This is a genomic window from Ensifer sp. Root278, from assembly GCF_001429285.1.
Lineage (GTDB): Bacteria > Pseudomonadota > Alphaproteobacteria > Rhizobiales > Rhizobiaceae > Ensifer.
Window position 1 is genome coordinate 367928 of sequence record NZ_LMJJ01000041.1, and the last position, 26377, is coordinate 394304.

At 62.6% G+C, this 26377-nt stretch carries 29 protein-coding genes and 1 tRNA gene; 17 read left to right on the top strand and 13 right to left on the bottom strand.

All coding sequences use genetic code 11. From position 1 onward, the window contains the following. Window positions 1-4: 4 nt before the first annotated feature. The gene (locus tag ASE60_RS27595) at window positions 5-676 is read left to right on the top strand and encodes a TlpA disulfide reductase family protein (RefSeq protein WP_057254771.1); all 672 of its coding nucleotides are present in this window, start codon (window positions 5-7) and stop codon (window positions 674-676) included. Window positions 677-747: 71 nt separating this feature from the next. Here ASE60_RS27595 and ASE60_RS27600 read toward each other — a convergent pair whose 3' ends face one another. The 7 genes from ASE60_RS27600 to ASE60_RS27630 all read right to left on the bottom strand — a co-directional run bounded on the left by ASE60_RS27600 (window position 748) and on the right by ASE60_RS27630 (window position 6401). Further along, entirely contained in the window at window positions 748-1620 is an 873-nt protein-coding gene (locus tag ASE60_RS27600; RefSeq protein ID WP_057254841.1) for a 3-hydroxybutyryl-CoA dehydrogenase, read from the bottom strand. 152 nt (window positions 1621-1772) lie between these two features. After that, entirely contained in the window at window positions 1773-2702 is a 930-nt protein-coding gene (locus ASE60_RS27605) for an FAD-binding protein (RefSeq protein ID WP_057254772.1), read from the bottom strand. Window positions 2703-2724: 22 nt separating this feature from the next. Then, entirely contained in the window at window positions 2725-3474 is a 750-nt protein-coding gene (locus ASE60_RS27610) for an electron transfer flavoprotein subunit beta/FixA family protein (protein ID WP_057254773.1), read from the bottom strand. Between the two features lie 291 nt (window positions 3475-3765). Continuing rightward, window positions 3766-4557: a rhomboid family intramembrane serine protease gene (locus tag ASE60_RS27615; protein ID WP_057254774.1), complete on the bottom strand. Its 792-nt coding sequence runs from the start codon at window positions 4555-4557 to the stop codon at window positions 3766-3768. 76 nt (window positions 4558-4633) lie between these two features. Beyond that, window positions 4634-5212 carry a cob(I)yrinic acid a,c-diamide adenosyltransferase gene (locus tag ASE60_RS27620; RefSeq protein ID WP_057254775.1) on the bottom strand — a complete coding sequence of 193 codons (579 nt, stop codon included), beginning with the start codon at window positions 5210-5212 and terminating at the stop codon, window positions 4634-4636. Window positions 5213-5340: 128 nt separating this feature from the next. Continuing rightward, window positions 5341-5544: a twin transmembrane helix small protein gene (locus ASE60_RS27625; protein WP_057254776.1), complete on the bottom strand. Its 204-nt coding sequence runs from the start codon at window positions 5542-5544 to the stop codon at window positions 5341-5343. Window positions 5545-5567: 23 nt separating this feature from the next. Beyond that, window positions 5568-6401, bottom strand: a complete 834-nt coding sequence (locus tag ASE60_RS27630; protein ID WP_057254777.1) for an SDR family oxidoreductase — start codon at window positions 6399-6401, stop codon at window positions 5568-5570. A gap of 182 nt (window positions 6402-6583) precedes the next feature. Here ASE60_RS27630 and ASE60_RS27635 point away from each other — a divergent pair, with 182 nt between their 5' ends. Continuing rightward, the gene (locus tag ASE60_RS27635; RefSeq protein WP_057254778.1) at window positions 6584-7492 is read left to right on the top strand and encodes a YihY/virulence factor BrkB family protein; all 909 of its coding nucleotides are present in this window, start codon (window positions 6584-6586) and stop codon (window positions 7490-7492) included. Here ASE60_RS27635 and gluQRS read toward each other — a convergent pair. Next, window positions 7481-8362, bottom strand: a complete 882-nt coding sequence (gene gluQRS, locus ASE60_RS27640; protein WP_057254779.1) for a tRNA glutamyl-Q(34) synthetase GluQRS — start codon at window positions 8360-8362, stop codon at window positions 7481-7483. The two genes, ASE60_RS27635 and gluQRS, sit on opposite strands and share 12 nt — an antisense overlap. A gap of 54 nt (window positions 8363-8416) precedes the next feature. Between gluQRS and ASE60_RS27645 the strand changes: the two genes are divergently transcribed. Together ASE60_RS27645 and ASE60_RS27650 are read left to right on the top strand one after the other, a co-directional pair. Beyond that, window positions 8417-9064 (top strand): DNA-3-methyladenine glycosylase, encoded by a 648-nt coding sequence (locus ASE60_RS27645; protein WP_057254780.1) that lies wholly within the window; start codon window positions 8417-8419, stop codon window positions 9062-9064. A 107-nt stretch (window positions 9065-9171) separates the two neighbouring features. Then, window positions 9172-9729 carry an HNH endonuclease gene (locus ASE60_RS27650; RefSeq protein ID WP_034797858.1) on the top strand — a complete coding sequence of 186 codons (558 nt, stop codon included), beginning with the start codon at window positions 9172-9174 and terminating at the stop codon, window positions 9727-9729. A gap of 126 nt (window positions 9730-9855) precedes the next feature. Here ASE60_RS27650 and ASE60_RS27655 read toward each other — a convergent pair whose 3' ends face one another. Beyond that, the gene (locus tag ASE60_RS27655; RefSeq protein WP_057254781.1) at window positions 9856-10368 is read right to left on the bottom strand and encodes a disulfide bond formation protein B; all 513 of its coding nucleotides are present in this window, start codon (window positions 10366-10368) and stop codon (window positions 9856-9858) included. Window positions 10369-10580: 212 nt separating this feature from the next. Here ASE60_RS27655 and ASE60_RS27660 point away from each other — a divergent pair. Together ASE60_RS27660 and ASE60_RS27665 are read left to right on the top strand one after the other, a co-directional pair. Next, window positions 10581-10665: transfer RNA gene (locus ASE60_RS27660), tRNA-Leu, on the top strand. 146 nt (window positions 10666-10811) lie between these two features. Further along, window positions 10812-12452, top strand: coding sequence for an AMP-binding protein (locus tag ASE60_RS27665; protein WP_057254782.1), 1641 nt, complete (start codon window positions 10812-10814; stop codon window positions 12450-12452). A gap of 36 nt (window positions 12453-12488) precedes the next feature. Here the strand turns inward: ASE60_RS27665 and ASE60_RS27670 are convergent, their stop codons facing one another. After that, the gene (locus tag ASE60_RS27670) at window positions 12489-13763 is read right to left on the bottom strand and encodes a GNAT family N-acetyltransferase (RefSeq protein WP_057254783.1); all 1275 of its coding nucleotides are present in this window, start codon (window positions 13761-13763) and stop codon (window positions 12489-12491) included. Continuing rightward, window positions 13760-15151, bottom strand: a complete 1392-nt coding sequence (locus ASE60_RS27675) for a lipopolysaccharide biosynthesis protein (RefSeq protein ID WP_057254784.1) — start codon at window positions 15149-15151, stop codon at window positions 13760-13762. Before ASE60_RS27675 ends, ASE60_RS27670 begins: the two co-directional genes overlap by 4 nt. Before the next feature lie 127 nt (window positions 15152-15278). Here ASE60_RS27675 and ASE60_RS27680 point away from each other — a divergent pair, with 127 nt between their 5' ends. Then, complete coding sequence (locus ASE60_RS27680) at window positions 15279-15512, top strand: hypothetical protein (RefSeq protein WP_057254785.1); 234 nt, start codon at window positions 15279-15281, stop codon at window positions 15510-15512. 114 nt (window positions 15513-15626) lie between these two features. Here the strand turns inward: ASE60_RS27680 and secA are convergent, their stop codons facing one another. Further along, window positions 15627-18341: a preprotein translocase subunit SecA gene (secA, locus tag ASE60_RS27685; protein ID WP_057254786.1), complete on the bottom strand. Its 2715-nt coding sequence runs from the start codon at window positions 18339-18341 to the stop codon at window positions 15627-15629. 243 nt (window positions 18342-18584) lie between these two features. Between secA and ASE60_RS27690 the strand changes: the two genes are divergently transcribed. From ASE60_RS27690 to ASE60_RS34180, 6 genes are all read left to right on the top strand, one after another. Continuing rightward, complete coding sequence (locus tag ASE60_RS27690; RefSeq protein WP_057254787.1) at window positions 18585-19442, top strand: peptidylprolyl isomerase; 858 nt, start codon at window positions 18585-18587, stop codon at window positions 19440-19442. Between the two features lie 219 nt (window positions 19443-19661). Then, window positions 19662-20903: a bifunctional glutamate N-acetyltransferase/amino-acid acetyltransferase ArgJ gene (gene argJ, locus ASE60_RS27695; protein WP_057254788.1), complete on the top strand. Its 1242-nt coding sequence runs from the start codon at window positions 19662-19664 to the stop codon at window positions 20901-20903. Between the two features lie 58 nt (window positions 20904-20961). Further along, window positions 20962-21777 (top strand): GNAT family N-acetyltransferase, encoded by an 816-nt coding sequence (locus ASE60_RS27700; RefSeq protein WP_057254789.1) that lies wholly within the window; start codon window positions 20962-20964, stop codon window positions 21775-21777. A gap of 4 nt (window positions 21778-21781) precedes the next feature. Next, window positions 21782-22195: an 8-oxo-dGTP diphosphatase MutT gene (mutT, locus tag ASE60_RS27705; RefSeq protein ID WP_057254790.1), complete on the top strand. Its 414-nt coding sequence runs from the start codon at window positions 21782-21784 to the stop codon at window positions 22193-22195. 179 nt (window positions 22196-22374) lie between these two features. Further along, entirely contained in the window at window positions 22375-22695 is a 321-nt protein-coding gene (locus tag ASE60_RS27710) for a hypothetical protein (RefSeq protein ID WP_057254791.1), read from the top strand. A 67-nt stretch (window positions 22696-22762) separates the two neighbouring features. Then, complete coding sequence (locus ASE60_RS34180; protein ID WP_082616149.1) at window positions 22763-22930, top strand: Flp family type IVb pilin; 168 nt, start codon at window positions 22763-22765, stop codon at window positions 22928-22930. A gap of 26 nt (window positions 22931-22956) precedes the next feature. On the opposite strand, the gene ASE60_RS27715 is transcribed toward ASE60_RS34180, so the two are convergent. Next, window positions 22957-23835 (bottom strand): methyltransferase domain-containing protein, encoded by an 879-nt coding sequence (locus ASE60_RS27715; protein WP_057254792.1) that lies wholly within the window; start codon window positions 23833-23835, stop codon window positions 22957-22959. Window positions 23836-23893: 58 nt separating this feature from the next. Between ASE60_RS27715 and ASE60_RS27720 the strand changes: the two genes are divergently transcribed. From ASE60_RS27720 to ASE60_RS27735, 4 genes are all read left to right on the top strand, one after another. Beyond that, entirely contained in the window at window positions 23894-24670 is a 777-nt protein-coding gene (locus ASE60_RS27720; protein WP_057254793.1) for a ComF family protein, read from the top strand. Window positions 24671-24717: 47 nt separating this feature from the next. Next, a complete protein-coding gene (grxC, locus tag ASE60_RS27725) occupies window positions 24718-24975 on the top strand; it encodes a glutaredoxin 3 (RefSeq protein WP_057254794.1) in 258 nt (85 codons plus the stop codon). 71 nt (window positions 24976-25046) lie between these two features. Next, on the top strand, window positions 25047-25904 hold the full coding sequence (locus ASE60_RS27730) for a carbon-nitrogen hydrolase family protein (protein WP_057254795.1): 858 nt from the start codon (window positions 25047-25049) through the stop codon (window positions 25902-25904). Continuing rightward, window positions 25901-26329, top strand: a complete 429-nt coding sequence (locus tag ASE60_RS27735) for a DUF1178 family protein (protein ID WP_057254796.1) — start codon at window positions 25901-25903, stop codon at window positions 26327-26329. Before ASE60_RS27730 ends, ASE60_RS27735 begins: the two co-directional genes overlap by 4 nt. The last annotated feature ends 48 nt before the right edge of the window (window positions 26330-26377 follow it).

The following is a 26377-nucleotide window of genomic DNA, read 5'->3' on the forward strand; positions in this document are numbered from 1 at the left end:
TGAAATGCCCGACCAGAAGAAATCCCCCCCGGCCGTGAAACTGTTCGCGCTCGCCGCCCTGTTTGGCGTGATCGTCGGTGCGGCAGCGGTATACGTGAAGGAGACGGGGTCTGGCAATGGCGAGGCGACTGAAACGGCCAGCACCAGCTGCCCGCTGACATCAGCCAAGGTCGCGTCGCTGACGCCGTTCATGAAGGGTCATGTCGCCGCCATGTCGCCGGCTTCGTCGCCGCGGCCGATCGCGCTCGACTTCAACGGTCCGGACGGCAAGCCGACCAATGTTTCGGCCTTTGCCGGCAAGACCCTGCTGGTCAACCTCTGGGCAACCTGGTGCGTGCCCTGCCGCGAGGAAATGCCGGCGCTCAACGCGCTGCAGAAGTCGCTCGGCAGCGACAAGTTCGAGGTGGTGGCGATTAATATCGACGTCGGCGACGACGAAAAGCCGAAGGCTTTCCTCGACGAGACCGCCGTGCATGAGCTTGGCTACTACCGCGACGCCTCCATGGGCGTCTTCAACAACATGAAGAAGGAAGGCCTTGCCTTCGGACTGCCGGCGACCTTGCTGCTCGACGACAAGGGCTGCCTCATCGGCTCGATGAACGGCCCGGCCGCCTGGGACAGCGACGATGCCAAGGCGTTGATCAGCGCCGCTGTCGCCCCGGCAGTCGGTAGCTGAGGCGGGATCGGTAGGTGCACAAAACAAAAACCCGGCGGATTGCCGGGTTTTTCTTTGCCTTTGACGACAAGTTAGCGGGTCGGAACCGGAATCTCGCCGCGGTAGTCGTAGAAGCCGCGGCCGGATTTGCGGCCGAGCCAGCCTGCCTCGACGTATTTCACCAGCAGCGGGCAGGGGCGATACTTCGAGTCCGCCAGGCCGTCATAGAGCACCTGCATGATCGACAGGCAGGTGTCGAGGCCGATGAAGTCGGCAAGCTGCAGCGGACCCATCGGATGGTTGGCGCCAAGCTTCATGGCCGTGTCGATGGCCTCGACGCTGCCGACGCCTTCGTAAAGCGTGTAGATTGCCTCGTTGATCATCGGCAGCAGGATGCGGTTGACGATGAAGGCCGGGAAATCTTCGGCGACCGTTACGGTCTTGTCGAGCGTCGCAACGAACTCCTTGGCGGTCTTGAAGGTCAGCTCGTCAGTGGCGATGCCACGCACGAGCTCGACCAGCTTCATGACCGGAACCGGGTTCATGAAGTGGATGCCCATGAAATGCTCGGGACGATCGGTGGCCGAGGCCAGGCGCGTGATCGACAGAGAAGAGGTGTTGGTCGCCAGGATCGCTTCCGGCTTCAGGATCGGACAAACCTGGCCGTAAATCTTGCGCTTGATCGTCTCGTCTTCGGTGACGGCTTCGATGACGAGGTCGGCCTGCGACAGGTCGTTGATGTCGGATGAGCCCTTGATCAGGGCCAAGGCGGCTTTGCGGGCCTCGTCGGTCATCTTGCCGGACGATACCTGGCGGGCGAGGTTGCCGTTGATGGTGGCAAGGCCCGCTTCGATCCGTTCAGCGGCAAGATCGTAGATCTGCACCTTGTATCCGGCGATTGCCGAAACATGCGCGATGCCACAGCCCATTTGCCCGGCACCAATAATTCCGACAGTCTTGATCATCGCGGCGAACATCCATCTTCAAAGGTTTGGCGGTGAGGCCGCCATCAGACACGCAAACCGGGCCGGTTTGGCCGGCCCGGTAGATTGTTAATGCCAAGTCCACGCTTTTGCCAGCCCTTTTCATGGGTGGCGGCGGGCGGCTCTTGCCGCGGTTACAGGGCCTTCTGCAACTCAGGCAGCGCTTCGAAGAGATCGGCAACCAGGCCGTAGTCGGCGACCTGGAAAATCGGTGCCTCTTCGTCCTTGTTGATCGCGACGATGACCTTCGAGTCCTTCATGCCGGCGAGGTGCTGGATGGCACCGGAGATGCCGCAGGCGATATAGAGATCAGGTGCGACCACCTTGCCGGTCTGACCGACCTGCCAGTCGTTCGGCGCGTAGCCGGCATCGACAGCGGCGCGCGAGGCGCCGACGGCAGCACCGAGCTTGTCGGCAACCGGCAGGATGACTTCCTGGAACTTCTCCGAGGAACCGAGCGCACGACCACCGGAGATGATGATCTTGGCCGAGGTCAGCTCCGGACGGTCGGACGACGACAGGGCGTCGGCGACGAAGCTGGAGACACCCGGGTTGGCGGCAGCCGCGACACTTTCGATCGCAGCCGAACCGCCTTCTGCGGCAGAGGCGAAGGAGGCGGTGCGCACGGTGATGACGCGCTTGGCTTCCGTCGTCTGCACCGTCTGGATGGCGTTGCCGGCATAGATCGGGCGCTTGAAGGTGTCGGAAGAGACGACCTCGATGATTTCCGAGACCTGGGCGACGTCGAGCAGCGCTGCGACGCGCGGCATGACGTTCTTGCCGACCGAGGTCGCCGCTGCGACGATCGTGTCGTAGTTGCCGGCGAGCGAAACGATCAGGGCTGCCAGCGGCTCTGCGAGGTTGTTGGCAAGCGAGGCATCGTCGGCGACGAGCACCTTGGATACCCCGGCAAGCTTCGATGCCTGTTCGGCCGCTGCCTTGGCGCCGCTACCGGCGACCAGCACATGCACATCGCCGCCGATCTTGGAGGCGGCGGTCAGCGCCTTGGCGGTCTGGTCGGAAAGGTGGTTGCTGTCGTGGTCAGCCAGAAGAAGAATGGCCATGATGATATCTCCCTTCCTTAAATCAGAGCACGCCGGCTTCGGTCTTGAGCTTTTCGACGAGCTCGGCGACCGACTTGACCTTGATGCCGGCCTTGCGGCCCGACGGCTCCTCGGTCTTCAGCACCTTGAGGCGGGCAGCGGTGTCGACGCCGAAGTCCGCAGGGGTCTTCTTGTCGAGCGGCTTCTTCTTCGCCTTCATGATGTTGGGCAGCGAGGCGTAGCGCGGTTCGTTGAGGCGCAGGTCGGTGGTGACAACTGCCGGCAGCTTGATGTCGATGGTCTGCAGACCGCCGTCGACTTCGCGGGTCACGGTTGCCTTGCCATCGCCGATCTCGACCTTGGAGGCAAAGGTGCCCTGGGCCCAGCCGAGCAGAGCCGACAGCATCTGGCCGGTCTGGTTCGAATCGTCGTCGATCGCCTGCTTGCCGACGATGATCAGGCCCGGCTGTTCGGCTTCGGCGACGCCCTTGACGATCTTGGCCACAGTGAGCGGCTCGACCTGGTCTTCGGTCTCAACCAGGATGGCGCGGTCGGCGCCCATGGCAAGGGCCGTGCGTAGCGTCTCTTCGGCCTTGGCCGGACCAACGGAAACGACGACGACTTCCTCCGCCTTGCCGGCTTCCTTCAGCCGCAGCGCTTCTTCGACCGAGATTTCGTCGAAGGGGTTCATCGACATCTTCACGTTCGCGAGCTCGACGCCCGAACCGTCTGCCTTCACGCGAATTTTGACGTTGTAGTCAACCACCCGCTTCACCGTCACAAGTATTTTCATGGATTCTTCCCTCCAAGAGCTTTCGCAGGAAAATGCGCCTTAACGGAGCCGCCTGATTGTCGGTTGGCGACATCGATACGCGTTTTTTCTCCAATTACAATCGCTGTGCATGGCGCTAAATCGATATAATCCCGAGAATTGGAATGACGTTTACGTACACGTAAGATAAGCGGATGGCAAGCGGGTTCCGAGGCCAGTCTTTTACAGGTCGTCAATGCGGGGCCGGGGGCAGGCAAGTCCTTGAAAAACCGCCCGATCCGCGTTCATTGGGCGGAAAAGGCCGGGCTCCGCTCAGGTCTGGCGTCCCCAGGGCATCGGCGGTTTTGTCGCATCCGGAGCCGGCTGCTGCCCGGCCGTGACCGGTTCCGCCTTGTGGCGGACGGCGCGCGGCGTAACGATGGTGCGGTCGAAAAGCGGTACGTCGCGGCGTCGCAAAATGACCACCAGGATGAGGCCGGCGACGATGCCGCCGACATGGGCGCTCCAGGAAACGCCGCTGCCAGGATCGACGACCAGCATGAAGAATTGCTGGCCAATCCAGAGGGCCAGCGGAATGGCCGCGGGAAGCGGCAGCGGGATGCGGAAGAACACCAGAACCCAGACGCGCACCTTCGGATGCAGCAGGAAGTAGGCGGCAACGACGCCGGAGATCGCGCCGGATGCGCCGATCAGCGGTGCCTCTGAGGCCGGATCGAGAAGCCCATGTGCAAGCGCCCCCGCGGCGGCGCAGAGCAGATAGAAGGCGAGGTAGCGGAAGTGCCCGAGCGCGTCTTCGACATTGTCGCCGAACACCCAGAGGAACAGCATGTTCATCGCCAGATGCATGAAGTCGCCATGCAGGAAGGAATAGGTGATGAAGGTGAAGCCGTCGGGAACGATGATCAGTGACGGATCGAGTTGGGCATAGTCGAAGATGAGCGCCGGGATATAGCCGAAGCCGAGGATTGCGGCATTGGCGAACTCTTCCGAGGCGATCGGCCCGGTGATCAGCCAGACGACGATGTTGACGACGATCAGGCTGATCGTGACGTACTGGACCTTGATGTGCTTCAGGGTGTTCGTATCGTGAAGCGGTATGAACATGCTCTCTCCCGAAGCGTCGTTCCATGCCACGGTTCCTCAATCCGAATCCGGCTTGGGAACGATGCGGAAGCGGACGTTATCTGTTTTTTCCGGGAATCCAAAGGACGTCGGCTTGACCTTTGTCATTTGCCGAACGCGCCGCGACAAACAGGAAATCGGAGAGCCGGTTGATATAGGCGATCGCCTCTTTGCTGACGATCTCTCCTTCGACATTGGCGAGCGCTACCATCTGCCGCTCGGCCCGCCGCGCGACGGTGCGGGCGACATGCAACATCGCTGAGGCAGGACTGCCGGCTGGAAGCACGAAGGAGCGCAAGGGTTCGAGCTCGGCATTCAGCCGGTCGATTTCGATCTCCAGCCAGGTTACCTGCGCTGTGACGATCCGGAGCGGTTCGTATTGCGGCGGTTCGCCGGTGTCGGGCGTCGCGAGATCGGCGCCAAGATCGAAGAGATCGTTCTGGATCCGCATCAGCGCGTCGTCGAGCGCCGGGATGTCGGCCGTGTGCTGCCGCGCCAAGCCGACGAAGGCGTTGGATTCATCCACCGCGCCATAGGCATCGACCCGAAGGTCGCTCTTGAGGCGGCGCGGACCTGCAACAAGCCCGGTGGTGCCGTTGTCACCCGTCCGGGTGTAGATCTTGTTGAGCTTCACCATCTGTCGTCACGGTCCTCTAGAGCAATTCCAGGAAAGGTGTGAAACGGCTTTCCGTCCGGAATTGCGTCATCTAGGTCGGGCAATTCCAGGAAAGGTGTGGAACGGCTTTGCGTCCGGAATTGCGTCATCTAGGTCGGGCGGCCGCCGCCGGTGACCCACAGCGTTACCATGATCAGGACGATCGCGATCGCTTGCAGCAGCACGCGGGCCTGCATCAGCTTGTTGGATTTGCTGGCGCTGCCGCCCCTCATCATGTTCAAGAGGCCGCGGAGCAAAACAATGGCGACCAAGCCCATGACGAACAGGGTCAGGCCGGTGAAGAAACTAGACATCGTATTCTTCCTTGCATTTCTACTCAGCCAAGTCGGCCGATGATGCGATAAAACAATGCAGCCGGCAGGAGCTTTTTCAGAAGCGCGCCCTGCCTGGCGGGCCTTGTTACAATATAGTGCGGTTTTGGTTTCTTTGCTGTCAGCGCGTGCTTCAAAACCGCATAAACCGCATCCGGGCCGAGCTTGCCGGGCGCGGGTTTGCCTTCGCCCTTCAGGCGCCGCATCTGTCGTTCGTATTCGACACGGTGCACCGAATTCTTGAGGTCGATGAAACGCTCGATATAGGCAACGGCATTGGTCGTGAACTTGGACGCGATCGGTCCGGGCTCAATGAGGCTCACCTCGATGCCGCTGCCGGCAAGCTCCATCTTGAGCGTGAGCGACAGGCCCTCGATCGCAAACTTGGATGCGTTGTAGGCGCCGCGCCAGCGATAGGGAACGATGCCGAGGATGGAGGAGCACTGCACGATGCGGCCGCTGCCACGCGCCCGCATCGACGGAATCACCCGCCGCGTCAGGTCATGCCAGCCGATGACGTTGGTCTCGAGCTGAAGCCTAAGCGCTTCGGTCGGCAGGTCCTCGACGGCACCGGCCTGGCCATAGGCGCCGTTGTTGAACAGCGCGTCGATGCGTCCGCTGGAAAGCGCCAGCACCGTGTCTGCCAGGGCGGCGATGGTTTCCGGCTTGGTATAGTCCATCAGGAAGGTCTCGATGCCCTCAGCTTCAAGGGACTGGCGGTCTTCTTCCCGGCGCACGGTGGCAAAGACACGCCAGCCGTCGGCATGGAGCGCGCGCGCACAGTAGGCGCCGATCCCGGACGAACATCCGGTGACAATGATTGTGGGGCGATCAGTCATCCGATCGATTCCTGTAGAAATCCTGCCTCCGTTTCCCATATTCATCGGCGGGATACAATTGAATTGCGCAAGCCGGAACCCGCCAGCGTTGTCGCCGTTGGGATCGTGTGAAGCCAAGGAAACGGCACCGGGACGACAGCGCGGGAGTACGCGGTCGTGGAGCCCTGTAGGATTGGAATGGAATGCCAGCATTCATACGCATCACCTGGAAAGTCGTATTCGATGCGCTCTGGCATTTCAGCCTCGATGACGGTTGGGCGATGGCGAGCCATGTGGCTCTGTCGTCGCTGCTTGCCGTCTTTCCCTTTCTAATCTTCGGCACAGCACTCGGCAGCTTTCTCGGCGCTGATCAATTTGCCGAAACGGCCGTACACCTGATCTTCGACGCCTGGCCCGAATCGATCGCCAAGCCTGTCGCCGACGAGATCGTGCGGGTGCTGACGATCCCGCGCGGCGGGCTTTTGACCATTTCCGTTCTTGCCGCGGCCTATTTTGCCTCCAACGGCGTGGAAGCGCTGCGCGTCTCGCTGAACCGCGCCTATCGCGTCAGCGAGAGCCGTTACTGGTACATGACCCGGTTAGCGAGCCTCGGCTTCGTGCTCGCCGGCGTGCTGATCCTTGCGGCGCTCAGCATCCTGCTGGTCGCGGTGCCGCTGGCGGTGCGTTACACCGGGGAATGGTGGCCGTGGCTCGGCGGTGTGCTGGCGACAGTCGACAACTGGAGCCTGCCGCTCGCCCTGATCATGTTGACCGGTGGGCTGCTCGTGTCGCATCTCTGGCTGCCGGACGGTCACCGCAAGGTGGTCGACGTGCTCCCCGGCATCGTGCTGACGCTCGTCTGCTGGACGATCGGCGCCTATGCCTTCGCCTCCTATCTCGCGACCTTCGCCACCTATGTCTCGACCTATGCGGGCCTGGCGTCGATCATGATCGTGCTCGTGTTCCTCTACATGATCGCGGCGATCTTCATCATCGGCGCCGAGATCAACGCGGCAATCCTGAAATACCGGGTCAAACGCATGGTGCGGCGCAGCTTCCAGTTCCGCAGCGGCACCGATGCGGGCCGCGAAGACGAGGACCTAAACGACTAGGGCCCGGACCTCTTCCGGGGTGCGGCCGGCGGCACGGAATGCCGCAATGCCGGTATCCTGGTTGCTCTTGGAGAGCTTGCGGCCATCCGGCCCAAGGATTAGCCGGTGGTGATGATAGAGCGGCTCCGGCAGGTCGAGAAGCCGCTGCAGCAGCCGGTGCACGGAGGTTGCGTGATAGAGATCGCGGCCGCGCACCACGTGGGTAATGCCCTGCAGCGCATCATCTGTCACGACGGACAGATGGTAGCTTGACGGTGCATCGGAACGCGACAGGATGACGTCGCCCCAGGCGGCGGGGTTGGCAGCAATGATGCCGGCTTCGCCCGCCGGCCCGGCACCGCTCTCGCTCCAGGTGAGGCGGGCGTTGCCGAAGAGGCTGATCGCTTTCTGCATGTCGAGCCGCAAGGCATAGGCTCTGCCACTCTCAAGCATGGCCGTTCGCTCACCGGTCGAATAGGTGCGCTCGCGTCCGGGATAGAGCGGACTGCCATCCGGATCGCGCGGCCAGGTCCGGCCGCCGGCTTCGGCTTCTGCGACGGCGGCCTTGATCTCGCCGCGGGTCATGATCGAGGGGTAGACCACGCCGAGTTCATTCAACCGTTCAAGCGCCGACGCATAGGCGCCGAAATGGTCCGACTGGCGGCGCACGGGGCGCTCCCAGTCCAAGCCGAGCCAGGCGAGATCCCTGGAGATCGCTGCCTCGAATTCCGGGCGGCAACGGGTCTGGTCGATATCCTCGATGCGCAGCAGGAAACGGCCGTTCGCGGCCTTCGCCATGTCGTGGTTCAGCACCGCGGAAAGCGCATGGCCGAGGTGAAGCAGGCCGTTCGGGCTGGGGGCAAAGCGGAAAACGGGTGGCGTGTCTGGCATCCTTTCCCTTTGCCATGGAAGGCGTATAAAAATCATCCGCTTTGTGGAGGCGTCATGCGGATCATCCGGACACATGAGGATATCGAAGCCGGGCTTTCCGGTCTGGTGATGCTCGATGCGCGTCTGGAGTACGTGGTCGCCAGGGCCGGGCCCGTGCCGCTCCGCCGAACCAATCCCGGTTACCGAGGCCTCGCCAGCATCATCGTCTCGCAGATGGTCTCGAAGGCAAGCGCTGCGGCGATCTGGCGGCGGATGGAAGAGAGGCTCGGCGAGGTGACGGCATCAGGGGTGATTTCGCTCAGCGATGAGGACTGCCGCGTCATCGGCCTCTCCCGCGCCAAGGCGGATGCGTTGCGTCGCGTCGCCGATGTGGTGGTGGGCGGCGAGATCGATCTCGATGCGATCTGCGACGCCGAAGCGACCGAGGCGATCCGGGACCTGACGGCGGTCAAGGGCGTGGGACGCTGGACGGCGGAGGTCTATCTGCTGTTTTGCGCCGGCCACCCGGATGTCTTCCCCTCTGGCGACGTCGCCTTGCAGAACGCGATCGGCCACGGGCTGGGCCTCGAATTGCGCCCGACCGCACGCGAAATTGATTCGCTTGCCGCCTCCTGGTCGCCCTGGCGCAGTGTCGCTGCGCGGCTCTTCTGGGCCTATTATGCACAGGAAATGCGCCGAGATGCTGTTCCTGTGACACCTTGAAGGAAAAAGCGAATCCAGCGCATGCATTTTTGTTTCCGGCTTCACAATCCTGTTGCAACGGGCCTAATATAGAAGGTGCAGATGCCGAATCGATCAGGAGAATACGCTTGACGATTGCAGTCTCACCTCAGGCCTTACCAGCGCTCGTCTTGAACGCTGACTATCGGCCGCTTAGTTACTACCCCTTGTCGCTTTGGTCCTGGCAGGACGCGATCAAGGCCGTCTTCCTTGACCGTGTAAACATCCTTGCCGAGTACGAACATTCGGTGTCGTCTCCGAGTTTCTCGATGCGACTGCCGAGCGTCGTTTGCCTCAAGAGCTACGTGCAGCCCTCGCGCCACCCGGCCTTCACCCGGTTCAACGTGTTCCTGCGCGATAAATTCGAATGCCAGTATTGCGGTTCGCCCGACGATCTCACCTTCGATCACGTGGTGCCCCGCGCTCACGGCGGCCAGACGACCTGGGACAACGTCGTCGCAGCCTGCTCCCCCTGCAATCTGCGCAAGGGCAGCAAGCTGCCGAAGCAGGCCGGCATGTTCCCGCACCAGAGGCCCTTCCAGCCGACGGTACAGGACCTGCACAACAACGGCCGGCTCTTTCCGCCGAACCATCTGCATGAAAGCTGGATGGACTATCTCTACTGGGACGTCGAACTGCAGCCCTGACGCTGTTCGTGCCTTCTTGCCGGATCAAGCCCCAGAGCGGGATCAGGACAGGTGCGTGCCTTCGCCAACCCGTGTCGGGTGGTTACGGCGCGAAAGTGTCCGCATTCCTGAGTCCGCCCAGGGAGATCAGCGCGCCTTTGTAGCGCCGCGCAGGGCGATCGCTGCGAGGATGAGGCTGGCGATCACGTTCCACCCGGCGAAGGAAAGGCCGAGCACCCGCAATGCGGCCTCCGTGCAGGACGGAGCGTGCTTCGAATCGAGATCGCCGAGCAGATCGCCGACATTCGACGACACGCCCTGTGCCGTCGTCGCGCAGGTGGAGGGGCCTTCCCAGAAGTGCCATTCGGCGCCCGAGTGATAGACGCCCATGCCGGCGCCGACGAGCATCAGAATTCCGACGATGGCGAGCAGCGTGCGGGTCAGCCACACCGGCAGCTTCAGCGCACTGGTGATGATGGCGAGAATGCCGACCGGAATGCCCCAGTAGTAGGGATCGCGCTGCAAAAGGCAGAGCGCGCAGGGGATGTAGCCACCGATATGCTCGAAGCCGAGCGCCCCGCCGACAGTTGCCGCCATGCCAAGTGTCACGACAATGGCGATCAGCAGGTGCTGGCGGGATTGGGTGGCGGCGTCGATCATCTATACCTCGCGGGCGGCAGCTCGGAACCGACACATGCCGCAGTGCAAACTGGATGGCGCCTTCTTAGGCAGGATCGCGCGCCCTGTAAATCGCGGTAGCCGCGACAGGTCCGCACGCTTTCGTGATTGTCATCGGGGCATGCTGAAAATGATGGTTGACCGCAGTGAAAACCTTCGTGTAAATCCGAGCCGCTGATATCGCACTTCCCTGAGCCCCATTGGCGGAATTGGTAGACGCGCTCGACTCAAAATCGAGTTCCGAAAGGAGTGCTGGTTCGACCCCGGCATGGGGCACCACCACACCACCCGAATTCACAGACATCATCCCCGACCGATGTTTCCGGCTTGGACGCGCCTTGGCCAGTGCTTGCCGCGCCGGTCATTGAACTGTCGCTTGCGAAGGTGTTAGGTGCGCTGCAGCAGAAATCTGTCATGGCAGTGTCATGTTACCGAGAATCGAGACTTACGACGAACTCTACCGCGCCTTCCAATGGCAGATCCCGGAGAGGTTCAATATTGGCGTTGCCGTCAGCGACGCCTGGGCGGCGCGTGAGCCGGAGCGCGTCTGTCTCCAGCACTTCGATTCCGATGGCGCGCATCGGGCGCTGACCTATGGCGAATTTGCCCGACAATCCTCTGCCTTCGCGCAAGGGCTCGTGGGCGAGGGCATTGCGCCGGGCGAACGTGTCGCAATTCTCCTGCCGCAGGGCTTCGAAACGGCGATTGCCCATGCGGCGATCTACAAGCATGGCGCGATCGCCTTGCCGCTTGCATTGCTCTTCGGCGTCGAAGCGCTCGAGTACCGGCTGCGTGACGCCGGCGTCGCGGCGGTTGTTACCAACGGTTTCGGCTTCGAGCGCATCGCCGCGATTCGGGACCGGCTGCCGGAACTGCGCCTCGTCGTGCTGGCGGAAGATCAGCCGCAGCCGGGGACGATCGCCTTTTCATCACTCGCATCCGGCGACCCCGAAGGCTTTGTGCCGGTGGATACGGGCCCGGACGATCCGGCGCTGATGATCTACACCTCGGGCACCACGGGGCCGCCGAAGGGGGCGCTGCACGGGCACCGGGTGCTGCTCGGCCATCTGCCGGGCTTCGAGTTTCATCATCATTTCCTGCCGCAACCCGGCGACCGCATGTGGACGCCGGCGGACTGGGCCTGGGCGGGAGGGCTGCTCAACGCGCTCTTGCCGTCGCTGCTTAACGGTGTGCCTGTCGTGTCATCGCCGGCGCAGAAGTTCGATCCGCATACCGCCTTTCGCATCCTGGAGGAGATGGACGTTCGCAACGCCTTCATTCCGCCAACGGCGCTCCGGCTGATGAAGGCGGTTGAGAAGCCGCGCGAGCGCTATCGCCTCAACCTCCGGACCATCGGTTCTGCCGGGGAATCTCTCGGTCGCGAGACCTATGAATGGGCAAAGGCGGCGCTCGGCCTCGAAGTGAGTGAGTTCTACGGCCAGACCGAGTGCAACATCGTCATCTCCTCGGCCGCCGATCTCGGCGTCGTCAAGCCTGGATCGATGGGCAAGGCGGCACCGGGCCACCGGGTGGCGATCATCGACGCCGAAGGTCATGAACTGCCGGCCGGAAGCGTCGGCCAGGTGGCGGTCAAGCGCCCGGATCCGGTGATGTTCCTCGGCTATTGGGGCAACGAGGCGGCGACGGAGAAGAAGTTCATCGGTGACTGGATGACGACGGGCGACCAGGGCGTGATGGACGAGGAGGGCTATTTCACCTTCTTCGGCCGGGACGATGACGTCATCACCTCGTCGGGTTACCGCATCGGCCCCGGCGAGATCGAGGATTGCCTTGCCGGTCATCCGGATGTGCAACTCGCCGCTGCCGTCGGCAAGCCGGATCCCGTCCGCACCGAGATCGTCAAGGCCTATGTCGTCCTGCGGCCCGGCGTGGTTGGTGACGAGCGTGTCGCCACGTCCGTTCGCGAGTGGGTGAAGACGCGGCTGTCGATGCACGAATATCCGCGCGAGATCGCCTTCGTCGATAGCCTGCCGCTGACGACTTCGGGCAAGGTTATCAGACGGTTCCTGCGCGAACAGGCAATAGCGGAGGCGCGCGGCAAGTGATGTCGCGAACGTCCCGCGGTGCCCAAGCGGACCTCTCTAGCGCCCGGCCAGCGCCTTGATCTTGTCACGCAGGATCCGCGCCATGTTGCGGGTGTTGCGGTAGAGGTGGAGCTGGGCTGCGACCTGGCGCACTTCGCGGTCGCGGGTTTGCTGCAGGCCGATCACCAGCGTGCCCATTTCCTCGCGCTCCTGCCAGAACCGGCTCATGACCGGGTGATCCGGCACGGCGCAGGAATCGGAGCGGGCGATGTTGGCATCGTCGAGGTGCCATTCCGTCAGTTCCGCCAGCAGCAGCTTGCCCGGGGAGAACTTGGCATAGCGCTCGTCGTACGCGGTCTTCCAGGTGTAGGCCTCGCCCGACATCAGGAACACCACCATGGATGCGATCGCCCTTCCGTCGAGGTCGAGCGTGTGGATGCGCACACTGTCGCCGTCGGCAAGATTGGTGATCGCCTCGCGGGCAAAGGCCGCACGGAAGCGATCGAGCACCATGGCGCTGCGGCCCTTTCCCTTCCATCCCGATGCTTCGAGCGCCAGGAATTCCTCCATGCGCAAGCGGACTTCGGCGGGTTGGCGGGCGACCGAATAGGTGAGCGCGCCTTCTTTTGCGAGGTTGTTCCACTGCCGCCGCAGCTCGCGGAAATGCGCTGGGCTGATGGCGTTGCGCAGATAGGTCGGACCGTCGAGCAGGCTTTCGAGCATGGGGCGGCTGAAGGTGTCGGTCACCGTCAGTGGCAGGTTGCGGCCGATGGCGACGGCGCGGGTGAGGCGGGCCACCTTGCCGTTGAGGCGCATGTCGGGAAGGACGAGCACTGAGGGCAGGCCGGTCGAGGGCGCGGTAAAGGCTTCGAACAGGTTGTCGATGGTTTCTGCCGCGTCTTCAGCGTCAAGCAGCGGGACGCCGAGCGGACCGAAGGGGTTCGACCAGGCGCGGATGATCGGCGCACCGATTGAGAAGCCGGGCTTTTCGATCGAGAACGGCATCAGGAACCGCAAGCGGCTGCGACGCTCGTCGTTGTCGCGCATGATGGCGAGCCGGATCACCCGTTCTTCGAGGCGGGGCATCGCCGGTGCAAGGAAGCGGCCGGTGAAGAAGACGTTCGGCTCCAGTGCCCGGTTCGACAGGAAGTCGAGCTCACGCTGCAACTCGTAGCCGGCCTTCGCCGGATAGATGGCGAGATGGCGTCCAGGGCGGCCGACCTCGATCAAATGCTCCGCAGTCGGGCCTGCATCGCCAGGCTGTGCCAGCCCGCCAAGGACCCGGGCGGCCCGACTGTTTGCATCGCTCGGAAGATTGGTATTGCCGATCATGGATGGACAGCCCCGTTGTTATCATTGCCGGCCCGCACGCTCGCGAAGGCGAAGAGCGCGAAGCCGAAGGTACGCCGGACGGCGATATGCAGCAACATCGCCTCGACGAACATTGCACCTGCGGTTGCAAGAGCAGCGCCGGTCAGTCCGAGGAGAGGGATGAGGCTCAGGTTGAGTGCGATGTTGGCCACCAGCGCGCCGGCGTAGAGGATCACGCAGAGCGTCTGCTGGCCCGCCATCGTCAGAAGCGTTTCCGCCGGGCCGACGAAGGCCTTGGCGAGAATGCCGCCAAAGAGGATCATCATCAAGGGCATGCCGGTGACGAAGGCCGGCCCGAAAAGCGAAAGCAGGAAGGGGCCCGCCAGCAGCACCAGCGCGCCGACCAGGAGCGACGGCCAGAAGGCCCAACGCGCGCTTTCGATCGCGATGCCCGCGAGCTGCCTGCGGTCACGGGCCATGGCGTTCGAAACGCGTGGGCCCGTTGCCGCCTTGACGGCGAACATGACGAAGTGCACCAGCGCCATGGTCTTGGCGGCTGCGAAGTAGATCGCGACGTCCTCGGGATCGAGATAGAGGCCGACGATCACGACGTCGGAATTGGTCAGCAGGAAGCCGAAGCCATCGACCAGGAAGATGGGGATCGAAACCCGGAGCCAGCGGCCAAGCTCGATCCGCCGCGGCCCTTCCACATAGCGCGAGCGGAGACGATAGGTCAGCACGAGGAACTGCGAGACGGTTGTGACATAGGCGGCCGCCATGGCCGCGACCATGGCCGTTTGCGCCGTGTGGGGCGCGCCTGCCGTGACTGCCAGCACCATGAATGCCAGCACCAGCAGGGGGCGGATGATGAAAGTGGGGCTCAGGGCGGAGAGCGCCCAGCCATGGGCCCGCGAGGTTCCGTCCATCACGTCGCCAAGGGCGATCATCGGCAGGGTGAAGAGGCCGAGATAGAGCGGCACGAGGTAATAGGCGTCGATGTGCGCCGAAAAGAGCCAGAGGCCGAGCAGACCGACGACGGCGACCGTGGTGGCGGAGGTGAGGGCGAAAACGCGCACTGTCGTCGTTACGCCACGAATCTCGTCGAGCGCCGCAGTCGCCTGATACTCCGGCAGGAAACGGATCACGACGGAATGGAAACCGACGCAGGAGAGGCTGCCGAAGAGGATCACCAGCACCCAGACGAAGACGAAGATGCCGTATTCGAACTCGCCCATCATCCGGGCGAGGATGATCTGCGACAGAAAGGCGATGGCGGCGCTGAAAATGCGAACCGCGAAGGCGACGAGCGCCATCCGGCGGGCCGTGTTCTTCATGTCGGTGCCGGTCAGAATAGCGGCAACTGCGCCGATCAGCGCGGACAGGCGGTGTCTCAGCGCCGACGGCAGCATTCGTCCGGCCGTTTGACATACCGCCATGAACACGAGAACACCCTGAGATTACGCAATACAGGGCTTCAGTACTGCCAGAACAGCGTTAACAAACGGTTCAGCGCGGTTGTATTGGCGGGACGAGGCAATGCCGAAAAGCGACAGTGAGCGAGAACGGATGATGCGGGCGAAATCCATCGGCTGGCGCATGGTCGGCTGTCTCGAGGAGACCGGCATTGAACGGCTCGCTGATCTGAAGGCGGCGAATGCGGAAGACATCGCCTTCCGCATCGACACCACGCTCGGCCGCCGCCACATCAACAACACGGGCATTCGCGCGCTCGAAAACCTGATCACCTACGCCAAGTCGTTCGATCGCTAGAGCATCCCGCGCGCTCCAGGAAGCGCGCTACCGGAAACGAAAATGCCGCCCGAAGGCGGCATTTCCTGTAAGGAACCCGGGAGCGGAGAAACCCGCACTTTTATCCTGCGTCTCTTATGCCTCGTAGATGCCGTGGCAGTGCTTGTACTTCTTGCCGGAGCCGCAGGGGCAGAGTTCGTTGCGCGAGACCTTGCCCCAGCTCGACGGATCGCTCGCATCGCGCTGCACGGGGGCCGTGGCCAGAAGCGTTCCACCGTCGCCACCAAAGTCGTCTTCGCCCGTCAACGGGTCGATATGGTGGCCGTGCATGACCGGCGGTGCCGGCTGCGGCGCTTCGGCTGCTTCGCGCACCAGTTCGACGCGCATGAGTTGTGCGGTTACCGCCTGGCGCAGGTTGCCGAGCAGGGCCTGGAACAGTTCGAAAGCCTCGGACTTGTATTCCTGCAGCGGGTCACGCTGTGCGTAGCCGCGGAAGCCGATGACCGAGCGCAGGTGATCGAGGTTGACGATATGCTCGCGCCAGAGATGGTCGAGCGTCTGCAGCACGACGGAGCGCTCGACATATTGCATGATCTCCGGACCGAAACGTTCGGCGCGATCTGCGGCTTCCTTCTCGGCGGCGGTGGTGACGCGTTCGAGGATATCGGCCTCGTCGATGCCTTCTTCGGCCGCCCATTCGACGACCGGCAGATCGAGATTGAGGTATTGCTGCACGTCGGCCCTGAGGCCCTCGACGTCCCACTGCTCGGCATAGGCCTTCGCTGGAATGCGCTTGCCGACCATGTCCTCGATGACCTCGGTGCGCATGTCGGTCACGGTTTCCGTGACGCTCTCGGCATCCATCAGCTCGATGCGCTGCTCGAAGATCACCTTGCGCTGGTCGTTGAGCACGTCGTCGTACTTGAGGAGGTTCTTACGGATATCGAAGTTGCGCGCTTCGACCTTCTTCTGGGCGCGCTCGAGCGCCTTGTTGATCCAGGGATGGACGATCGCTTCGCCGTCCTTGAGGCCCAGCTTCTGCAGCATGCTGTCCATGCGGTCGGAGCCGAAGATGCGCATCAGGTCGTCCTGAAGCGACAGGTAGAACTTGGAGCGGCCCGGGTCGCCCTGACGGCCGGAACGGCCGCGCAGCTGGTTGTCGATGCGGCGGCTTTCGTGACGTTCGGTCGCGAGAACGTAGAGGCCGCCGGCAGCGAGCGCCTGCTCTTTCAGCTTCTGCACTTCGGCGCGGATCGCCTCGATGCGCTGGTCGCGTTCCGGACCCGGTTCGACTTCCGAGAGCTCCTGCTGGATGCGCATGTCGATGTTGCCGCCGAGCTGGATGTCTGTACCGCGGCCGGCCATGTTGGTGGCGATCGTGACCGCGCCCGGCACGCCGGCCTGGGCGACGATGAAGGCTTCCTGCTCGTGATAACGGGCGTTCAGCACCTGGAAGTTCGCAAAGCCGGACTTCTTCAGGAGGTCGGCAAGCTGTTCGGACTTTTCGATCGAGGTCGTTCCGACCAGCATCGGCTGGCCACGCTCGTGCGCCGACTTGATCTCGTCGATGATCGCCTTCAGCTTTTCGCCCTGCGTACGATAGACCTCGTCGTCCTCGTCGATACGTTTGATCGGCAGGTTGGTCGGCACTTCGATCACTTCGAGGCCGTAGATGTTGCCGAACTCTTCCGCTTCGGTGGAGGCCGTACCGGTCATACCGCCAAGCTTGGAATACATGCGGAAGTAGTTCTGGAAGGTGATCGAGGCGAGCGTCTGGTTCTCAGGCTGGATCTGCACCTTTTCCTTGGCTTCGAGCGCCTGGTGCTGGCCTTCGGAATAGCGCCGTCCCGGCATCATGCGGCCGGTGAATTCGTCGATGATGACGATCTCGCCGTTGCGGACGATATAGTCCTTGTCGCGCTGGAACAGCTTGTGGGCCTTGAGCGCGTTGTTGACGTGGTGGACGATCGCGACGTTTTCGATGTCGTAGAGCGATTCACCCTTGAGAAGACCCGCCTCGCGCAACAGGTTCTCGAGCTTCTCCGTGCCGTCTTCCGAAAAGTTGGCCGAGCGCTGCTTCTCGTCGATTTCGTAATCCTCGGCCGAAAGCAGCGGAATGAACTCGTTGATCGTGTTGTAGAGATCCGAGCGGTCGTCGAGCGGGCCGGAGATGATCAGCGGCGTGCGCGCTTCGTCGACGAGGATCGAGTCCACTTCGTCGACGATCGCGAAGAAGTGGCCGCGCTGGACCATCTGGCCGCGCTCGTACTTCATGTTGTCGCGCAGATAGTCGAAGCCGAGTTCGTTGTTGGTCGCGTAGGTGATGTCGCAGGCGTAGGCGTCGCGGCGCTGCTCGTCGGTGAGACCGTGGACGATGACGCCCGTCGTCATGCCGAGGAAGCTGTAGACGCGGCCCATGGTGCCGGCGTCGCGCTGGGCGAGGTAGTCGTTGACGGTAACGACATGTACGCCTTTGCTGGCGAGTGCATTCAGATAGACCGGAAGCGTCGCGACGAGGGTTTTGCCTTCACCGGTTTTCATTTCGGCGATCGCGCGCTCGTGCAGGATCATGCCGCCGATGAGCTGAACGTCGAAGGGACGCAGGCCGAGCACGCGGCGGGCGGCTTCGCGAACAACAGCAAAAGCCGGTACCAGCAGGTCATCGAGCGTCTTGCCGTCGGCGAATTGCTGGCGGAATTCCACGGTCTTGGCGGCGAGTGCCTCATCCGACAAAGCCTTCGTTTCGGCTTCAAGTGCGTTGATGGCATCCACCCGAGCCTTGTAGCCGCGCACGCGACGTTCATTGGCGGAACCAAACAACTTGCGGGCTAGGCCGCCGAGACTGACCATACGAATGGTCCTTTCTTTTTTGTTGCCTTAGGTCTCATGGCCGCGCCGCGAAAACCGCGCAATGCCGTGAAACGCCCGGAAACTGTTCTGGACGCGAGGTTGCGTGACAGATAAGAGGGGGGTCGAATTATGTCAACGCACTTGCACTGCCGGACGGCTACAGAACCGCCACATTCTGGTGGTGTGCAGCCGCTACAAGTCGCAGGTAATTGCGCCGAAGGCTAATGTGAAAGGTTAGTGAGCATGTCCAAGTTGAAAACCCTGGCCGCCGCGGCACTGGTTGCGGCGATGGCCGTTCATGGTGGCGCGCGCGCGGAAGACGCCGATCCGGTGATCGCCAAGGTTGGCGGCGAGGAAGTGCGCCAGTCCGAGCTCACGCTGGCGCTGGGTGGTCTCGACCCGCAGCTTCAGCAGATGCCGGACGAGCAGAAGCGTGCCGCCGCCCTCTCGGCGATCATCGACGTCAAGCTCCTTTCGAAGACTGCCGAAAAGGAAGGCCTGCAGGATGATGCGGCCTTCAAGCAGCGCGTCGCCTACCTGACCGAGCGCGAACTGCACAATGCCTATTTCAAGAAGCATGTCGTCGACGCCATCACCAAGGAAGAGGTGAAGGCGCGCTACGACAAGGAGATCGCCGCGATCCCGGTGCAGGAAGAGGTGAAGGCACGCCACATCCTGGTCAAGACCGAGGATGAGGCCAAGGAAATCATCAAGGAACTCGACGCCGGCAAGAGCTTCGTCGATCTCGCCAAGGCGAAGTCGACCGATCCGAACAAGGACGACGGCGGCGACCTCGGCTACTTCACCAAGGGCCGCATGGTGCCGGAATTCGATACGGCGGTCTTCGCGCTCGACAAGGGTGCCTACACCAAGGCTCCGGTCAAGACCCAGTTCGGCTTCCACGTGATCCTCGTTGAAGACAAGCGCCCGCAGGCCCCGCCGCCGCTGGAGCAGGTCGAGCCGCAGGTTCGTCAGCTTGTCATGCGTGACAAATACGTTGAGCTGCTTGCTGCCGCCAAAAAGGACGCAGGCGTCGAGATTTCCGATCCCGCTTTGAAGAAGGCCTATGACGAGGCCAACAAGGCGCAGGAAGCCAAGTAATTTCGATTGGCAGGCCCTACCGCTGGCGGGACCTGCCATCACCGCTTTTTGTCGATGCCCGGCGGTGAAAACCGTTCGGGCATTTGTCGCAAGATAGATCTGGAGCAGCTTCGGTTGTAAACCGCTCCAGGTCTTTGTTCTTACGCATTTCCTGACGGAAAACCGCTACGCACTTTTCCTGGAAATGCTTTGGCCCCAACACGTCACAGCAGGTTTCCCATGTCCGGCTCCGTTTCTCCGCTTGCTCCGAAAACCTTCGCCGAAATGCCTTCCGTCCGCGGTGTCCGCATGGCGACCGCTGCCGCCGGCATCAAGTACAAGAACCGTACCGACGTGCTGATGATGGTGTTCGACAAGCCGGCCGCTGCAGCCGGCGTTTTCACCCGCTCCAAGTGCCCGTCTGCTCCTGTTGATTTCTGCCGCCAGAACCTTGCCGGCGGCATCGCGCGCGCTGTCGTCGTCAACTCCGGCAACGCCAATGCCTTCACCGGCAAGAAGGGACGCGAAGCCACGGAATTGACCGCGAAGTCGGCGGCTAAGGCAGTCGGCTGTGCGGAAAGCGAAGTGTTCCTCGCTTCGACCGGCGTCATCGGCGAACCGCTGGATGCGACCAAGTTTGCGGGCGTACTCGACGATCTGGCCGTTGCCGGCACGGAAGATTTCTGGTTCGAAGCCGCCAAGGCGATCATGACGACGGATACCTATCCGAAGGTTGCGACCCGCATGGCCGAAATCGGTGGCGTCAAGGTCACGATCAACGGTATTGCCAAGGGCGCCGGCATGATCGCGCCCGACATGGCAACGATGCTCTCCTTCGTGGTCACCGATGCAGACATCGCGCCGGCCGCACTGCAGGCTCTGCTTTCCGCGGGCGTCGGCCCGACCTTCAATTCGGTCACGGTCGACAGCGACACGTCGACCTCCGACACGCTGATGCTTTTTGCAACGGGTGCGGCGGCAGCCGACGGGCAGCCGGCAATCTCCGACGCGGCCGATGCGCGCCTCGACGCCTTCCGCGTCGCGCTCAACGACCTGCTGCGCGATCTGGCGCTCCAGGTGGTGCGCGATGGTGAAGGCGCGCGCAAGATGGTCGAAGTCACCGTCGAAGGTGCTGAAAACGACGCAGCCGCCAAGCGCATCGCGCTCTCGATCGCCAATTCGCCGCTGGTGAAGACGGCGGTTGCTGGCGAAGACGCCAATTGGGGCCGCGTGGTCATGGCCGTCGGCAAATCAGGCGAGATGGCGGAACGCGATCGGTTGGCGATCTGGTTCGGCGATGTGCGGGTGGCCGTCGAAGGCGAGCGCGATCCGACCTATTCGGAAGCGGCTGCCACTGCCGTCATGAAGGCCGAGGACATCACGATCCGCGTCGATATCGGCCTCTGCTCCGGTCGCGCCACGGTCTATACCTGCGACCTTACGAAGGAATATGTCGAGATCAACGGCGATTACCGCAGCTGAGGCTCCGGTCGAGCGATCGTAAGCAGTCTGGTATCCCGGACTGGCGAGAGGTAGCAAAATGACATCGAGTGATGCTCGGCCGGCGGGCAACGTCGCGGCCGAAGGTGGGGAAGTGGTAATGGTGGATCTTCCGAGCGTGCGCCGTCTCGAGGCCGTGGGCTTCCGGGCCTGGCCGGCAGCATCGGTGCACTATGACGGCAGCTGGCTGATCCGGCTCAACGCGGGCCATGATTCCAAGCGTCTCAACTCCGTCAACCCGCTCGATCCATCCGACTATCGCGATATTCCAGTGCGCCTTGAAAAGGCGGCCAGGCGCTTTGCGGACTATGGCCGGCCCCTGACCGTGCGCCAGACGCCGCTGACGCCGCCGCAACTCGTTGCCCATATGGATGCCGAAGGCTGGACGGCATTCAGCCGCAGCCTGGTGATGACGGCCGATCTTGCCGAGCGTGAATTCGGCGACGGCATCGATCACCTGCCGATCAAGGACGTCGGTCGCTTCGTCGATGCCTGTATCGGCATCGCCAAGGGCGATCCGAAGAGGAAGGCGGCGCTTACCGAGATCATCAATGCGATCAAGCCGGAAAGCGGCCTCTTCCTGTTTGAAGATGCCGAGACCGGGCCGACCGCCGTGGCACTCGTCGTGCAGGACAACGACCTCGCCGGCATCATGCAGTTTGCCGTGGACGAGCGGGTTCGCGGGAAGGGTGTCGGCAAGGCGATGCTCGATGTCTGCCTGCGCTGGGCGCGGCTGCGGGGAGCAAAAAAGGCCTGGCTGCAGGTCGAGGCGGAAAACAGCGCGGCGCTGGCGCTTTATCGCGGTGCCGGTTTCTCCGAGGTCTACAGCTACATCTACAGAACGCCGGGGGCTTGAGGCCATGAACGTCAGCGGAAAGAAGATCGTCCTCGTCGCCGCCTGCGCCCTGGTCGACAGCGACGGCCGCATTCTGCTGGCGCAACGGCCGGAAGGAAAGTCGCTTGCGGGTCTTTGGGAGTTTCCGGGCGGCAAGGTTGAAGCCGGCGAGACGCCCGAGGAAACCCTGATCCGTGAGTTGGACGAGGAACTCGGCATCCGCACCAAGGTCGCGTGCCTCGCGCCACTGACCTTCGCCAGCCACACCTATGAGGACTTCCATCTGCTGATGCCGCTCTATGTCTGCCGGCGCTACGAAGGGGTGGCGACCGGACGCGAGGGCCAAGCGATCAAATGGGTCAGGCCAAAGGCCCTGCGCGACTACCCGATGCCGCCGGCTGACGAGCCGTTGATACCATTTCTTATGGATTTGCTCTGAACCTACCCGAAATCTGATTGATTATTAATCGATCGTTTATCTCCCTCGCGCAAAGATAGCTCAATTCATTTTCGGTACGCATTGTTGGTGAACGGCGTACTGATTTCAGGCAGTGCGGTGGAACCAAGCTTGGGAAGGGCGCTTGCGTTCGCCGTGCTTTGTGCGTTTGTGAGGCTGGGATGGTGGACGACGATTTCTGGAGCACGGTTCAGGAAAAGGATCTGGTGACTAATCAGTCCCGCCGGACGGGTGTGCTCAATCTGTCCCTGCTGTTTGGAACGGCAGTGATCGCGCTGACGCTGATCCTGACGCCGATGCTGTCTTCGAAGAACGACAGGCGCATCATGGCCAATACGCCCGTCGACTACGACAATATTTCCACCGGCTCCATCCCCTCGAGCGGGACCACCAAGCGCTATACGGTACGGCGTAGCGTGCTGCAGGAGATGCCCGGTGCGGTCTGCATCATCGATGCGGACGGTCGCAAGAGCGGGTGCTGACCCGAACGCCTCCGGTTTTCGGCTGCTGCCGCACGTTTCGGACTGAACACGAACCGGACTGGGGAGCATGGAAAAGCTGAAACGCCTGTTTCGCGATAGAAGCGCTGGTATCGCAATCGAGTACGCGCTCATCGCCGCCATCGTCTCCCTGAGCGTGATCCTCGGGGCCGAACAGATCGGCAACGTCCTCTCAGCCGTCTACAACTCCGTCGCGACGGCTTTTCAGGGGGCCTGAGTTCGGGGCAAGCACGACCGCCCTTGTTAAAGCGGTTGTTCCTTGGTGCCGAGCGCTGTCGACAGCCGCTGCTTCGCGGAGCCCGGTTTCAACGGCTTCTGCTGGCTTTCATGCGGCGCCCATCCGGACAGATAGATCACCGAGAATGTCGCGCGGACGCGGCCGTCCGGATCGGAGAAGCGTTCGGCATAGATTTCCGCGGCCCGCAGGAAGAAGCGACGCGAAACGGGCAGGCGGCTTCGGGCAGTGAGCGGGCTGGCCATGCCCATGGCGCGCAAGTCGCGCATCAGCGCAAACAGTGAATCGTAACGCACCGTATAGGTTTCGGTGTCCGTGACCGGCAGCGCGAAGCCGGCGCGTTGCAGCAGCGCGCCCACATCGCGGACATCGGCGAAGGGGATGACCCGCGGACTGGCTCCGCCCGTCAATTCCGCCTCGGCGGCTAGGAGCGCTTCGCGCAGTTCCTGCAGCGTACCGCTGCCCGGGATGGCGGCGAGAAAAAGCCCGTCGGGCTTCAGCGCCCGACGAACCTGGATGAAGGCGCCCGGCGTGTCGTTGGTCAGGTGTAGGGAGAGTGGCGAAACCACCAGGTTAAAGCTTTCCGGTTCGCCCGGAACCTCTTCAAGCGAGGCGATCGTTACCGGTGCTTGCGCAGAACCAAATCGCGCATCCGTTTCCACGCGCTCGACGGCACCGACCTTGCCCGTTGCCATGAGATGGTGGGCCGTTTGCCCGGTGTAGCCGTGCAACTCCAGCGCGCGATCGAAGTGACGTTCGACCACGCTGACGCGTTCGGCGAGTTCCTGGGCGACGATATCGAGAAGGAAACCGGCCTTCGGATCGGCGTTTCTGAGCGCCCTTGCCCGATGTGCCTCGACGAGGCTCTGGTCAAAGATTTTTTCCACGATACTGTCTCCGCAAGCTGGCCAGCAAAAAGACCTTCGGAGGTTCAAAGTCAACAGCATGGCATGGGAGAGACCGCTGTTTCCGGAGGAAGGGTGGGGGCGGGTGCTGCGGGGGCTCGTCTCCGGGGCGGTCGATCTCGTCTATCCGCCGGTCTGTTGCGGTTGCGGCCGGATGGTGGGCAGTCATCGCGCGGTTTGCGCGCCTTGCTGGTCGACGCTGCCGCTGATCGAGCGCCCTTTTTGCGATATTCTCGGGACGCCGTTCTCGGTCGACCATGGGCCGGGCTCGGTTTCGCCCGAAGCCATTGCCAATCCGCCGGCCTTCGACCGTCTGCGGTCGGTGGCAATCCATGAGGGCATTGCCCGCGATCTGGTGCACGGGCTCAAATATCGCGATCGCACCGATCTTGCGCCGATGATGGCGGAATGGATGATCCGGGCGAGTGACGGTGCGGTCGCCTCGGCCGATGCGATCATCCCGGTGCCATTGCATGCCTTTCGGCTCTGGAGGCGTCGGTTCAACCAATCGGCGGAACTGGCACGGGCCATCGCGCAGCTCTCCGGCAGGCCTTATCAACCCGATGTGCTCAAGCGTATCCGACGCACAAGCCGACAGGTGGGCCTTGCTAGGCAAGCACGTGAGGACAATGTGCGCGGTGCCTTCGCGGTCTCGGAAGGCGGCAAGGCGGGTCTCCGTGGGAACAGCGTGGTTCTCGTCGACGATGTATATACGACCGGTGCAACCGTCTCCGCAGCGACCCGTGCGCTGAAGCGGGCGGGAGCCGGGCCGGTCACGGTTTTGACCTTTGCAAGAGCCATATCCGGTCTTATATGACAATCAGTTATCCGGCACGGTGGCCGGTGAAGGAGCGATTGAGGATCATGGCTTCAGTGGTCATTTATACGCGTCAGTTCTGCGGTTATTGTTCGGCGGCCAAGAAACTATTGGAAACCAAGGGCGTGCCCTTTCTCGAACATGACGCAACCTATGATCCGAAGGTGCGGCAGGTGATGATCGAAAAGGCGCATGGCGGCTCGACCTTCCCGCAGATCTTCATCAACGACATTCATGTCGGCGGCTGTGACGATCTGCACGCGCTGGAACGCGCCGGCAAACTCGATGCTTTGCTGGCTGCCTGAGGCGGATCTGACGTTTCGCACATCGCCAACGCGAGGCTGTGTTGGTCGCGTGCACCAGGAGTAGAACGACGATGACCTTCAAGGCTGCAGCCATTCAGATGTGCTCCGGCGTCGATCCGCTAGACAACGCGGAGACGATGGTTCGGCTGGTGCGCGAGGCGGCGGCTCAAGGGGCGATTTATGTCCAGACGCCGGAAATGACCGGCGCGCTCCAGCGGGACCGGGCGGCTCTGCGCGCGATCCTGAAAGATGAGGCGAACGACATCATTGTCGGTGCAGCGGCAAAGCTCGCCGGTGAACTCGGGATCTATCTCCATGTCGGCTCGACGCCGATCGCGCTTGCCGACGGCAGGATCGCCAATCGCGGCCTCTTGTTCGGACCCGACGGTCACAAGATCTGCGACTATGACAAGATCCACATGTTCGATGTTGACCTCGACAATGGCGAAAGCTGGCGGGAAAGTGCTGCCTATCAGCCCGGCAGCACGGCACGCATTGCCGATCTCGAGTTTGGCAAGCTTGGTTTCACCATCTGCTACGACGTGCGCTTCCCGGAGCTCTTCCGGCAACAGGCGGTCGCCGGCGCCGAGATCATGTCGGTTCCCGCCGCCTTCACGCGCCAGACCGGCGAGGCGCATTGGGAAATCCTCCTTCGCGCCCGTGCGATCGAGAACGGTCTCTTCGTCATCGCCGCGGCGCAAGGTGGCACGCATGAGGACGGGCGCGAGACCTTCGGCCATTCGATGATCGTCGATCCCTGGGGCAGGGTGCTTGCTTCGGCCGGACTGAGCGGCGAGGCGATCGTGCTTGCCGAAATTGATGTCGCCGCCGTGCATGCGGCACGCGCCAAGATACCGAACCTGAAGAACGCCCGCAGTTTCGTGCTCGATGAAGTGGTGCCAACCGGGAAGGGAGGCGTTGCCGCTTGATCCGCTATACAATTTCCTGCGACAACTGCCACGCCTTCGAAGGCTGGTTTTCGTCGAGTGACGATTTCGACCGCCAGGTCGACCGCAAGCTGGTTTCCTGTCCCACCTGCAATTCAACATCCGTTGCCAAGCAACTGATGGCGCCTTCGGTCGCGACCGCGCGCAAGAAGGAAGCAACACGGGCGGTGATTATGGATCAGGCGCAGAAGGAAACGGTCGCCAAGATCCGCGAACTGGTGAAGACCGTGCGCGAGAACGCCGAAGATGTCGGCGAGCGTTTCCCAGAAGAGGCGCGCAAGATCCACTACGGCGAAGCGGAGGAACGTGGCCTGATCGGCAAGGCGACGGCGGAAGAGGCCGTGGCGCTGCTTGAGGAAGGAATTGCGGTCGCGCCGCTGCCGATCTTGCCTGACGAGGTCAACTGACGCGCGGTCTATTGGCGCCTCGGGTTCGCGTTATTTGTTGCCGGCCCC